Origin of the sequence: Prosthecobacter sp. (genome assembly GCF_044378005.1) — a bacterium.
Taxonomy (GTDB): domain Bacteria; phylum Verrucomicrobiota; class Verrucomicrobiia; order Verrucomicrobiales; family Verrucomicrobiaceae; genus Prosthecobacter.
Map to the genome: position 1 here is coordinate 35,995 of NZ_JBILYB010000035.1, position 11,251 is coordinate 47,245.

11 protein-coding genes are annotated in these 11,251 nt (G+C 60.3%); 7 read left to right on the forward strand and 4 right to left on the reverse strand.

The genetic code is table 11. From position 1 onward, the window contains the following. Positions 1-33: 33 nt before the first annotated feature. Complete coding sequence (locus AC6FTP_RS09620; RefSeq protein WP_497206704.1) at positions 34-771, forward strand: TerC family protein; 738 nt, start codon at positions 34-36, stop codon at positions 769-771. Positions 772-793: 22 nt separating this feature from the next. Beyond that, positions 794-1,270 (forward strand): Fur family transcriptional regulator, encoded by a 477-nt coding sequence (locus AC6FTP_RS09625; RefSeq protein WP_497206695.1) that lies wholly within the window; start codon positions 794-796, stop codon positions 1,268-1,270. An 18-nt stretch (positions 1,271-1,288) separates the two neighbouring features. Here the strand turns inward: AC6FTP_RS09625 and AC6FTP_RS09630 are convergent, their stop codons facing one another. From AC6FTP_RS09630 to AC6FTP_RS09640, 3 genes are all read right to left on the reverse strand, one after another. Continuing rightward, the gene (locus AC6FTP_RS09630) at positions 1,289-1,951 is read right to left on the reverse strand and encodes an esterase/lipase family protein (RefSeq protein WP_497206696.1); all 663 of its coding nucleotides are present in this window, start codon (positions 1,949-1,951) and stop codon (positions 1,289-1,291) included. A 64-nt stretch (positions 1,952-2,015) separates the two neighbouring features. Next, positions 2,016-2,609, reverse strand: a complete 594-nt coding sequence (locus tag AC6FTP_RS09635) for a hypothetical protein (protein WP_497206697.1) — start codon at positions 2,607-2,609, stop codon at positions 2,016-2,018. Between the two features lie 100 nt (positions 2,610-2,709). Next, a complete protein-coding gene (locus AC6FTP_RS09640; protein ID WP_497206698.1) occupies positions 2,710-3,132 on the reverse strand; it encodes a hypothetical protein in 423 nt (140 codons plus the stop codon). Positions 3,133-3,307: 175 nt separating this feature from the next. On the opposite strand from AC6FTP_RS09640, the gene AC6FTP_RS09645 reads away from it, so the two are divergent. The 3 genes from AC6FTP_RS09645 (at position 3,308) to AC6FTP_RS09655 (ending at position 8,202) form a co-directional block, all read left to right on the forward strand. Continuing rightward, positions 3,308-4,720 (forward strand): arylsulfatase B, encoded by a 1,413-nt coding sequence (locus AC6FTP_RS09645; protein WP_497206699.1) that lies wholly within the window; start codon positions 3,308-3,310, stop codon positions 4,718-4,720. Positions 4,721-4,970: 250 nt separating this feature from the next. Further along, on the forward strand, positions 4,971-6,335 hold the full coding sequence (locus AC6FTP_RS09650) for a DUF1501 domain-containing protein (RefSeq protein WP_497206700.1): 1,365 nt from the start codon (positions 4,971-4,973) through the stop codon (positions 6,333-6,335). A 22-nt stretch (positions 6,336-6,357) separates the two neighbouring features. Beyond that, positions 6,358-8,202 carry a GDSL-type esterase/lipase family protein gene (locus tag AC6FTP_RS09655; protein ID WP_497206701.1) on the forward strand — a complete coding sequence of 615 codons (1,845 nt, stop codon included), beginning with the start codon at positions 6,358-6,360 and terminating at the stop codon, positions 8,200-8,202. Between the two features lie 6 nt (positions 8,203-8,208). Here the strand turns inward: AC6FTP_RS09655 and AC6FTP_RS09660 are convergent, their stop codons facing one another. After that, positions 8,209-9,897 (reverse strand): tetratricopeptide repeat protein, encoded by a 1,689-nt coding sequence (locus tag AC6FTP_RS09660; RefSeq protein WP_497206702.1) that lies wholly within the window; start codon positions 9,895-9,897, stop codon positions 8,209-8,211. A 119-nt stretch (positions 9,898-10,016) separates the two neighbouring features. Here AC6FTP_RS09660 and AC6FTP_RS09665 point away from each other — a divergent pair, with 119 nt between their 5' ends. Both AC6FTP_RS09665 and AC6FTP_RS09670 read left to right on the forward strand, forming a co-directional pair. Beyond that, a complete protein-coding gene (locus tag AC6FTP_RS09665; protein ID WP_497206703.1) occupies positions 10,017-10,691 on the forward strand; it encodes an outer membrane protein in 675 nt (224 codons plus the stop codon). 34 nt (positions 10,692-10,725) lie between these two features. Beyond that, complete coding sequence (locus AC6FTP_RS09670; protein WP_497201914.1) at positions 10,726-11,208, forward strand: hypothetical protein; 483 nt, start codon at positions 10,726-10,728, stop codon at positions 11,206-11,208. The last annotated feature ends 43 nt before the right edge of the window (positions 11,209-11,251 follow it).

Below are 11,251 nucleotides of genomic sequence, written 5' to 3' on the forward strand. Positions count from 1 at the left end.
TTCCTCCCGTTGCTCGCCGCCAACCCCTTCGACATCTCCTGGATCAGCAGTCCCGAAGCCTGGATCGCCCTTCTCACACTCACCGTGATGGAGATCGTGTTGGGGATCGATAACATCGTCTTCATCTCCATCCTCGTGGACAAGCTGCCCGTGGCGGAGCGTCCGCGCGCCCGCTTCCTTGGCCTGGCCTTTGCCATGGTGACCCGTATCATGCTCCTGCTCAGCATCACCTGGGTCATGCAGCTTAAAGAGCCTCTCTTTGCCGTGATGGGGCATGAGATCTCAGGCAAGGACCTCATTCTCATTCTCGGCGGTCTCTTCCTCCTTTGGAAAAGCACGAAGGAACTGCACCACAAGATCGAAGGTCACGAAGAGGAGAACCCGGACGCTGGCAAAGCCAGGGCTGCCCTTGGTGCCATCCTCGTGCAGATCGCCATCTTGGACATCGTCTTCTCCCTCGACTCGGTCATCACCGCCGTGGGCATGGTCGATGATGTCATGGTCATGATCATCGCCGTCATGATCGCCGTCGGCTTCATGATGATCTTCGCCGGAACCGTCAGTGATTTCATCAGCCGTCATCCCACGGTGAAGGTACTGGCCCTCTCCTTCCTCCTGCTCATCGGCACCACGCTCGTGGCCGAGGGCTTCGGCGTTCACTTCCAGAAAGGCTTCGTCTATTTCGCCATGGCCTTCTCCATCTTCAACGAGATGCTGAACATACGCATGAAAGCAAAGGCCGAGAAAAAGCGTCAGGCCGAGGGCATCTGACCCAGAGTTCACTTCACGGCGCATGAGCAAGCACCACCATCATCATCACGACGGCTGTCACCGGCATGAGCCGGAAAAGCTGCTCGCGGAGTCGATGGAGCGTGCTCGCGGTGTGGGTCTTCGCCGCACCAAGGCGCTGAGTGACGTGCTCAGCATCCTCATCCAGGCATGCCAGCCCATCACACTTGGCGACATCGCCGAGTCCGAGGCGCTGTCCAGCGGTGCGGACAAAGCCACCGTCTATCGCCTGCTCATCAAGCTGGAGCATCACGGCCTCATCCGCCGACTCGGCCTTCATGACCGCGCCGCTTATTACACCATCAATCTGCCCGGCGAGCACCACGACTACCTCATCTGCAACGGCTGCGGTCGCATCGAGCGGCTCGACATCGCCTGTCCCGTCGAAGCTTTGGAAAAGACCATCGCCCAAAACTCCGGCTTCAAGCGCATCTACCATGAACTCGAGTTCTACGGCCAGTGCCCGCAGTGTGCGGACTGACCCGGCGCATCCTGCCCGTCATGTGAAACTACCGTTTTTCAGATAGTGATTCACAGCGCGTAGAACACAGGGTCGGAAGAGCACGGTGAAATGATTCACGGGCAGGACCGTGAAGTCCGCGAGCCCTTCCACCTGGCCGCCACGCGTGGTGACGAGACCATCATGCTCATCCCCCAGCAGATGACTGAACAAAGGCAGCGTCGCCTTGCTTCCCATCAGCACGCCCGTTTCAGGAGGCAGCATACCCAGCGCCTTCGGCGTGCTGCCGGACGCGGTTCCGAGTTCATCCACGACCGGACCCAGCACCCAGCGCGGCCAGCGCAGCGGCTGGAGCATGTCGATGATCTCACTGCCCTGGTTCGGCGGCACCAGCATCACGGTCCGCCCGAGTGGGAACGCCGGATCACGCTGTGCCGCCCAGGCGCGAAACACGATGCCGCCCAACGAATGCGTGACGAAATGCACCCGAGCTCCTGGTTCGATGGGCAACCTCGCCAAAGCCGGCTCCAAGTGATCCTTCACCGCTTCAGCAATCGAAATGCAGCGCGAGGGATACCCCACACTCAGCACCCGAAAGCCAGCTCTCTGAATCCCAAACCGCAGCACGCTCATGCTGCGCGGTGAGCGCCCGAGCCCATGGATGAGCACGACGGTCTCTGGCGGACAAGATTTTTGAGGCATGGCTGAAGGGTGCTTCGTGCTTTTACGAAATGACGGGTGGCACGAGCCTATCATCTACGAGTGCTCACAGAGAGCGGATACGCTTCTCCAGATCCCGGCGGTTGATCAGGTCCACGATCTGCACGGTTTCTGGCAGGAGACGGAAGAGCATCCGGTGATCCATGCCCACTCGCACGCGCAGCACGTCTGGAGCTGCCTTCAGCCGCACCACGCCCGAATAGGCGGAGGGGTCTCCCGCTGCCAGCCGTCCACACAGAGTCAGCGCTGCACGACCGATCTGGCGTGGTAGATGCAAAAGCGTGTCCTGGAAGCGGCGGGGAAACTCGATCAACCTCGGAGGCTGGGCGTTTTCCACCTCATCAGGCAGCAGCAGATCGTCTTCGACGGGCAGATGCTCTTGAGCCGGGGCAGGGGCTTTTGCCTGCTCTTTGCGCAGGGCTTTCAGTTCCGTGTAAACCTGCCCCAGTTCGCGTAGCAGTTGGGAGCGCTCATCGTGCGTTTCACGGATGGTGGATTTTTGCTCGCGCACTTTTTCCCGCAGCTCGCGGAGTGCGGCGGCGTCCGCCTCCGTCTCCGGCAGCAGCGGCACCACCTCCAGCACTGGTTTCAAATGAAACCGGTTCCGTTGGATCAGCTCTTTGAGGTTGGGGTCCAGCATGGCTGGAAGTGGATTACAGCCAATCTCACGGCGGATGTCCATCATTCTCCTCAGCCAATCCTCCTGCTCCGAGTCACGGAGGACAGCCGGAGATCCTGTTCTACCAAAGGTAGCGCTGGCGGAACGTCTGCTCCTGCCTGTGCGACATACCGATCAGGCATCCGAGCGTCTTCCCCAGCGTGAGGGCTCCGAGAATGACCGGCAGAGGGTGCTGGCGCACATAGTCCTTCGAGTTGGCCAGAGTGTCTTCTGCCTTTGCCGCCACCGTCAGGTAGGTGTCCTTCACGACTTCTGTCGCGTGCTGGGCAGCGTCCCTCGTGGCATCGAATGCCTGCTGAGCATACTCTTTGCCGTGCGCGAGACCGTCCTTCGCCTCGGTCGAGATCGTCTGGTACAATTCCTTGGCCGCAGAAGCACCGCGCTGGGCGGCTTCCTTGGTAGTTTCAGCGGCATGCCAGCTAAATTCCTTGGCGGCTTGGGGCAGTGGGCTGGACGGAGGCAGAGTGGATGGATGGGTATTCATGATTGAGGATGAAAGCTGAACCATCCGTCATTCCTTTGCCATGGGGTGAACTACCCCCCAGCGACAGGGCATCGCTCTGCACGCGACGAAATGCCCGGCCTGAAGGGTGAATGGCATCTTTTAGCATCTTTTTAAGTCGGCAAGACAAGGCCCGGCCCCACGTTTCACCGCGCTCATGAAACCTGTTGCCTTCATCGCGCTCTTCCTCTTTTCCGCAGCCTGGACCCTCGCAGAACCATCGCGCCCCCACATCGTCTTCCTGCTGGCCGATGACCTCGGGCGTGCTGACTGCGGCTTCATGGGCGGAAAGGAAATCCAGACGCCGCACCTCGACAAACTCGCCAAGGCCGGAGCCATCCTGGATCAATTTTACGTCCAGCCCGTCTGCTCCCCCACGCGCGCCGCACTCATGACAGGCCGCTACCCGATGCGGCATGGCTTGCAGGTCGGCGTGGTCCGCCCCTGGGCTGAATACGGCCTGCCGCTGGAGGAGCGCACGCTGCCTCAGGCCCTGAAGGAAGGCGGCTACGAAACCGCCATCGTCGGCAAATGGCACCTCGGTTCCTTCCAGTCAGCCTACCTGCCGACGAAGCGCGGCTTTGATCATCAATACGGTCACTACAACGGCGCGCTCGACTACTTCACCCATGATCGCGATGGTGGTCACGACTGGCATCGCGACGACCAGGAGAACCGCGACGAAGGCTACTCCACGCATCTTCTGGCCAGAGAATCCGTCCGCCTCATCCAGAAGCGCGACCCATCCAAACCGCTCTTCCTCTACGTCCCCTTCAACGCCGTCCACGGCCCCTATCAGGTCCCGGAGAGCTACTCAAAGGCCTACCCAGACCTCAAAGGCACCCGCCAGAAATACGCAGGCATGCTCACCGCCATGGACGAGGCCGTCGGGCAGATCGCCGCCGCCATCGACGCCGCCGGGATGCGCAAAGACACCCTCTTCATCTTCTCCAGTGACAACGGCGGCCCCAGCCCCGGCCAGATCACCGACAACGGCCCGCTCCGCGCTGGCAAAGGCACCCTCTACGAAGGCGGCACACGCGTCGTCGCCTTTGCCACCTGGGATGGCGTCATCAAAGCCGGGAGTCAGGTCACCGCAGCGCTGCACATGGTGGACTGGTATCCCACCCTTCTGAAACTCGCGAGCGTCTCGCTGGAGCAAAAACTCCCTCTCGATGGCCGCGATGCCTGGCCCGCCATCACCCAGGGCTCCGCCTCCCCGCACGATGCCATCCTGCTCAACACCACCCCCGCCAATGGAGCCATCCGCATGGGCGACTGGAAGCTCGTGCTCGCCGGAAACGTCTCCGACAGCGAGGAGGGCGGAGAACCGAAGGTCAAAGCCAAGAAGAAGGACAAAAAGAAAAGCGCTGGCAATGCTCCCGGTGTGGAACTCTTCAACCTCGCCACTGATCCGAACGAGAAAATCAACCTCGCCGCCGCCCAACCCGAGAAAGTCGCCGAACTCCGGGCGCGGCTGGAAACCCTCGCCGCCCAGGCAGTGCCCCCGAAAAGCGCCCCCAAATCCGCCAGCTTCAAGACCCCACGCGTCTGGGGCCAGAAGGATTGAATCCAGCCCGCACTCACGACGGAAAGCCATTTCAAAGGACATCACCGCCCGAGCGTCCCATCTTGGCTGTTTTGAGGGTTACATCCAAGCAACGCGCCGATCCCAATTTTTCGATGCTCCCATCAGCGCGAGCGGCGGCTGCTTCACAACACATACTCATCTCACCGATCATGAATGGAATGGGATCAAGGTGGACCTGAAGTGGCGGAGCTGAGCAAGATGAACGGGGCGGCATCGTAGGTTTGCCGCGATGGCTTCCAAGCTTCCAGAGATTCGCCTGACAAGGCGCAGCGTGCTTCATGCCAGCGGCATGGGGATGCTGAATTTTGGGTTGAGCCAGCTCTCGGCTCTCGGCGCACCTTCAAAACCCAGCAGCATTGGTTTGGGCAAGGCGAAGTCGGTCATTCTGATCTTCAATGGCGGTGCGCCAAGCCACATTGACCTTTGGGACCCAAAGCCGGACGCGCCTTCAGAGATTCGCGGCGAGTTCAAGACGATCAAAACGAATGTGCCCGGCATCCACATCACGGAGTTGCTGCCGCAGATGGCGAAGCGCATGGACAAGCTGGCGCTGATCCGCAGCGTGCATCACGGGCACAGCAGCCACAATGGCGGCATGCATTGGGCCACGACGGGCAGGCCGTATCGCGTGGACAGCACGCTGATCAACCCGAGTCCGACGGATCTTCCCGGTGTCGGCACCCTCTGCGGCTGGCTGGCCCAGCGCGATGGATACAGCAAAGGCGTGCCGCCGTATGTGATCACGCCTTTTCCGCACTGCGACAGCAAGGTGTACCTCACGCCGGGTCAGTTCGGCGGCTGTCTCGGCAAGCGCTACGACCCCTACGTGCTCGATGATGATCCCAATGCCGCCACCTTCCGCGTGCGCAACATGGGGCTCGATACCAGCCTGACGCCGAAGCGCTTCCAGGAACGCCTCTCGCTGCTGAGTGACCTCAGTGCTGCCGTGCAGCCCATCGCATCACCGCAGGTGGGAGAGATCGACATCTTCAATCAACAAGCCGCGCAACTGCTGCAATCTGGCAAGGCGGCGGAGGCTTTTGATCTCTCCAAAGAGCCCGACAAAGTCCGCGAACGCTACGGTCGGCATAGCTGGGGCCAGTCGCATCTGCTCGCGCGTCGCTTGATCGAGTCTGGCACCCGTTTTGTCACCACCGTGAATGGCCCCTCGATCACCTGGGACACTCACAAGGACAACTTCAACGGCCTCAAGAACCGCCTCGTGCCGCCGATGGAACAGGCCTATGCGGCCTTGCTCGATGACCTCGAAGAACGCGGCCTGCTGGAAAGCACGCTCGTCGTCTGGATGGGTGAGTTTGGCCGCACACCGAAGATCAATGGCGACGCGGGCCGCGATCACTGGCCAGGCTGCTACAGCGTCCTGCTCGCCGGTGGCGGTGTGCGTGGCGGTCAGGTCATCGGCAGCAGCGATGCCACGGGTGCCTACCCCAAAGAGCGCCCCATCTCGCCAGCGGACATCCACGCCAGCATCTATGCCGCGCTAGGTTATGACTTCCGTGAGATCAGCTATCGCTCCTCCGATGGCCGCCCTGTGGCTCTGACGGAAGGCTCGACCATCGGTGAATTGTTCTGAGCTGTGTCGTCGTACACGACTCATGCGCTTCATTGCACTTTCGGCTTTCTTTCTCCTCGTCATCAGCGGCTTTTCGCAAGAGCCGATCAAGATCGTCCTCGCGGGTGATTCGACGGTGGCGAGTGTTCTGAACCCACCGAAGGATCGGCCGGATCTGGCGGGGTGGGGGCAGATGTTGGGGGAGTTTTTGCCGAAGGCGACGGTGGTGAATCATGCGCGGTCGGGGACGAGCACGAAGAGCTTTCGGGATCTTGGATTGTGGGATCGGGTGCTGAAGGAAAAGGGGCAGTGGGTGTTGATCCAGTTTGGGCACAACGATCAAAAGACGGCGGACCCTAAACGCTTCACTGATCCGGCGACGACCTACCGCGATAACTTGAAAGCCTTCATCCGCGAGGTTCGCGAGGGCGGCGGGAAACCGGTGCTCGTGACCTCGGTGGCACGGCGCGTTTATGTGGATGGCAAGATGACCACTTCACTGACGCCGTATGTTGAAGCGGCGCAGGCCGTGGGCAAACAGATGCAGGTGCCGGTGGTCGATCTGCATCGTGCGAGCTTTGCGTTGTTTCAGCAGATGGGGGAGAAGTTTTGCCAACTCTATGGCCCGAGCGTGACGGACAAGTCACACTTCTCCCGCGAGGGTGCCCGCATGATGGCGAGGCTGGTGGCGGAGGGATTGCAGAGCGAAGTGCCGGAGCTGCGCGAGCATCTCCAACTCGTGACGCCACCACCCGCCGGGCTGCCGTTTGAAGTGAAGCTCACGACGGTGTCGGAAGGCTACGATGGCAAGACTTGCTGGGTGCATCCGCGAGCAGGCGCGATCCCTGGCAAGACACCGAGTGTGGTGCTGACGATGCAGAAGCTGCTGCTCACGGGCAGCGACATCTTTTATGCGCTGAACGATGTGCGCACTGACGATCTCGGCACGAGTTGGAGTCCGATCAAGGAGCACGCGGACACGTTGGGCCGACGCAATGAGCCCGATGGTCAGATCGTGGCGGCTTGTGACTTCACACCGAAATGGCACGCAAAGTCGGGCAAGCTCCTCGGCATCGGCCACACGGTGCGGTATCGCGGTGACAAGGTGGTGGAGAACCGGAAGCGCGAGGCGAGCTATGCCGTCTATGATGACAAGACGCGGACGTGGTCGGCCTGGACGACGCTGACGATGCCGGATGACGTGAAATTCATCAACGCAGGTGCCGGCAGTGTGCAGCGCTTCGATCTGGAGAATGGAGACATCCTTTTGCCGATCTACTTCAAGGCCGAGAAGGACAAATACTACCGCACCACCGTGCTGCGTTGCTCCTTTGATGGCACGACGCTGAAGTATCTCGAGCACGGCACGGAACTCGCGCTCGAAAGTGGTCGCGGTGTGTATGAGCCGTCGATCACGCGTTGCGCGGGCAAGTTTTTCCTCACGCTGAGAAACGATACAGCGGGCTATGTGGCGACGAGCGATGATGGGCTGCAATTCGGGCCCATCCAGCCTTGGAAGTTCGACGACGGCAGCGAGCTGGGGAACTACAACACGCAGCAGCACTGGGTGACGCATCGAGATCGGCTTTATCTCGTTTATAACCGCAAAGGCGCTCACAACGACCATGTCGCTCGGCATCGGGCACCGCTGTTCATGGCGGAGGTGGATCAAAAAACGCTGGCGGTGAAGCGTGCGACGGAGTGCATTCTCGTCCCTGAGCGTGGAGCACGGCTGGGGAACTTCGCCATCACGGAAGTCAGTGAAAACGAAACCTGGGTGACGGTGGCGGAGTGGATGCAGACGTGGTCGCCGAACATCGTGATCACACCGGAGAATGCTTTTGGTGCGGACAATTCGGTGTATGCCGCGCGGATCTTGTGGAGGTAGTGGTGGCTACCGTTTCGCGGTTCGCTTGGTGTGTTCGGCGAAGGCTTCTTTGGCCTCGGTGCTGTGTCCGCTCTTCTTCAGAGAGTAGGCGAGGTTCTTCCACGCATTCGGATGTGTCGGGCGGAGGCGGACGGTGTTGCGGTAGGCTTTGGCAGCTTCATCGAGGCTGTTTCTCTTGTCGAAAAGGAGGCCCTGATAATACCAGGCTTCGGAGTAGCCCGGGTTGAGCTTGAGACTCTGCGTGATGGCGGCCTGCGCTCCGTCGTAGTCTTTGAGGCGACCACGAACATAAGCGCTGAGGTAGTAGGCCTGGGCATAGTTCGGCGCGAGGAGGATGACACGCTTCAGTGCATCTTCAGCACTGCCGAGATCACCATCCCGCACGCGACGACTGGCGAGCAGGAGCCAGGCGAGGGCGTCATTGGGACGCTGTTCGGTGGCGAGTTCGAGGGCTTCGCGATCTTCCGTGGTGTCGGGAACCGCATTGGGGTTTTCGCGCAGCTTGGCAAAGGCGAGCTGATGCCAGTAGAGGCCGGTCTTGGGATCGAGAGCCACGGCTTTGCGCTGGCAGTTCAATGCCTCGGGAGCAGCTCCGAGATAGGAGGCGCTGAGACCGAGCAAGGCCCAGCATTCGGCACTGCGCGGGTATTTGCGGGTGAGGGTGACGAACTGACGCATGGCGGACTCGACGCGGCGCATCTGCAAAGTCTCGAAGGCGCGGACGAAATCAGCATCTTTGGCGACCTCGCGCAATTTGGGCGTTTTGGGGAGATTGGCGAGCGGTTGAAGGGCGGCGCGAGATTTGCGGATCTGAAGAGCGGCGGCATCGCAGGGCAGGGCGAAGTTCATCCAGCTCTTCAGAGGCACCTGCATCCCGACGATGCCGATGACCTGGCCGAGGTCATTGATGACCGGTGAGCCGACGGCACCGGGCGAGTCCAGGCCACGCACATTCAACCAGCCAAGGCCGGTGAGAGCGCCGTCCACTTCTGCGGTGGCATCGGCAAGCACAAGGCCGCGCTTTTCTGACATGGCGAGAACGTGGCAGGGCTGTTTGCTGCGGAAATCCGTGGCGGGCTGCAGTTCGAGAGGGCGCGTGTCCGTGCGTTCACCCTGAAGCAAGGTCACACCGGTGACCAGATCGGCCATGTAGAAGCCGGTGATCTTTTGGTGCGTGCCATCCGCTCCTGTGACGGTGACGTAGTCGATTTTTTCGGCGATCTCAGGATGCAGGAGACCAGTGTCCGTGAGGATGACGCCGTCAGCGGAGACATAGCAGCCGACGCCGTTTGCCAGTTGTGAGCCAAAAGCATCCCACACACGAAGTCCGACGATGGAGGAGACAATCTTGACGCCGAGATTCCGCAGGCGGAGTTCGTCGGGGGTCAGGGGGCGGTCGGGTGTGCCGGTTGGAGGTTTTTCGCCGGGCAGATATGGAGAGATGGGGGGCAGCAGATCCGGACTGGGCTCATCAGCCATGGGTAGACCTTTGGGTGCGCCCTGGAACAGGAGGAGCGGGTTCTCGTAGTTGTTCACGTCCACGGGAAAGCCTGCATTTGTCGGCAACTCGGGTTCGGAGCTGGGCAGGGGCAAAGGCTCCGTCAGCGGCGCTGGCACGACGAGTTTGGGGGGGGATTCCTGCGCGAAAATCAGGGCAGGAAGGAGGGAAAGGGACAGCAGTCTGAGCAGTCGCATGGGTTCAATGTGTCCTTCATGTGACAATCCGCGGCAGCTTCCGTGTGACGAATTCTTCACATCGAAGGCATTTCGACACCTTCGTCTGCACGCTAAAAGCAGGTAGATTAATCATTCTCATGCGCACGACATTACTTCTCTCTTTCCTCTTCACGGCATCGGGCCTTTTCGCCGCCGATTTGGAGCTTAAGTCCCTCGGCGACGCCGCTGAGGGGCAGAGTGCCAAGCGGAAATATGGCCCCTATGTCGGTGTGTCTGTGGGTGAGACCATGAGTCAGACTGGATCTCTGCGCGGTGGTGGAACGATCGAAGATCAGGATGGTGCCGCCATCTTCAGCATTGAAGTGGGTAAAAGCTGGAAAATGAAGAAGCTGCCGATCATGACGTCGCTGGATGTCGAATCCACCTTCATGTCCACCACACTGACGGGTGATGCCGTGGAAGCCGACATGAATTCGCTCTTCTTCAACCTGAACGGCACCATTGGACTCGATCTGTATCGCTACCGTGCGCGCATCGGCAAGTTTGCCGCTGGTTTCCGCCCTTACATCGGTGGTGGTTTCGGCGGTGGTCAGGTGTGGTTCCGCAACGCCAGCAGCACGGACCCGACCCAGACGCCTTTCACCATTGATGAGTTCATCAACTCTTGGAACTGGTACGCGGGGGTCGAGTGGACCTGGAAAGACCAATACTCTGTCTTTGCCGAATACCGTGACTTCCATTTTGGCGATCTCGAAGACCTCCGCGGCTACAGCGCTGACGGCTATCTCGTTGGCTTCCGCTACCGCTATTGATTCCTCCATACTCCCACCCTTCCTTCTGACGCCCATGCGCCCTGTTATCTCCCGTTTCGTCGCCGTTGCCGCCGCTGCTCTGGCCGTTGTCTCCTGCAAGACTGTGACCACAGAACGTGTCACCTTTCCAAACACACCCGTCGCCTATCAGCTCGTGAGTGACATGGTGGACGAAGAGACTCTGGAACACACCGTGAAGTTCCGCAATGTGGGCACGAGCATCATCAGCTTCGACTACACCATCTCGGATGAACCAGGAGTTCCTCACACGGATGCGGAAGGTCCGAACAGCGGCGTGATCGAAAACCTCTATCCTGGTGCTGAAGCCAGCGTGAAGAACCCGATTCAGGATGAAGACGGCGTGTATGTCGTGCTTGGCAAGGTGGTCCATGGCCGCAAGGCGGCGGATGAAATCACGCGAACCTTCAAGCCGAACGCAGCAAAGACCGCTGCTGCAGCCAGCACTGAGAGTGCCGTCGGAGCGCTGCCTTTGCTGGAGCCTGTGGCGGCACCTTGATCATGAGGCAGCTCTTCAAGTCTTTCCTTTCTTACAGCCCCGG

Excerpts from the sequence above, each read along its gene's own strand:
- AC6FTP_RS09625 (WP_497206695.1), top strand. The coding sequence starts at position 794 with ATGAGCAAGCACCACCATCATCATCACGACGGCTGTCACCGGCATGAG.
- AC6FTP_RS09630 (WP_497206696.1), bottom strand. The coding sequence starts at position 1,951 with ATGCCTCAAAAATCTTGTCCGCCAGAGACCGTCGTGCTCATCCATGGG.
- AC6FTP_RS09635 (WP_497206697.1), bottom strand. The coding sequence starts at position 2,609 with ATGCTGGACCCCAACCTCAAAGAGCTGATCCAACGGAACCGGTTTCAT.
- AC6FTP_RS09640 (WP_497206698.1), bottom strand. The coding sequence starts at position 3,132 with ATGAATACCCATCCATCCACTCTGCCTCCGTCCAGCCCACTGCCCCAA.
- AC6FTP_RS09645 (WP_497206699.1), top strand. The coding sequence starts at position 3,308 with ATGAAACCTGTTGCCTTCATCGCGCTCTTCCTCTTTTCCGCAGCCTGG.
- AC6FTP_RS09650 (WP_497206700.1), top strand. The coding sequence starts at position 4,971 with ATGGCTTCCAAGCTTCCAGAGATTCGCCTGACAAGGCGCAGCGTGCTT.
- AC6FTP_RS09655 (WP_497206701.1), top strand. The coding sequence starts at position 6,358 with ATGCGCTTCATTGCACTTTCGGCTTTCTTTCTCCTCGTCATCAGCGGC.
- AC6FTP_RS09660 (WP_497206702.1), bottom strand. The coding sequence starts at position 9,897 with ATGCGACTGCTCAGACTGCTGTCCCTTTCCCTCCTTCCTGCCCTGATT.
- AC6FTP_RS09665 (WP_497206703.1), top strand. The coding sequence starts at position 10,017 with ATGCGCACGACATTACTTCTCTCTTTCCTCTTCACGGCATCGGGCCTT.
- AC6FTP_RS09670 (WP_497201914.1), top strand. The coding sequence starts at position 10,726 with ATGCGCCCTGTTATCTCCCGTTTCGTCGCCGTTGCCGCCGCTGCTCTG.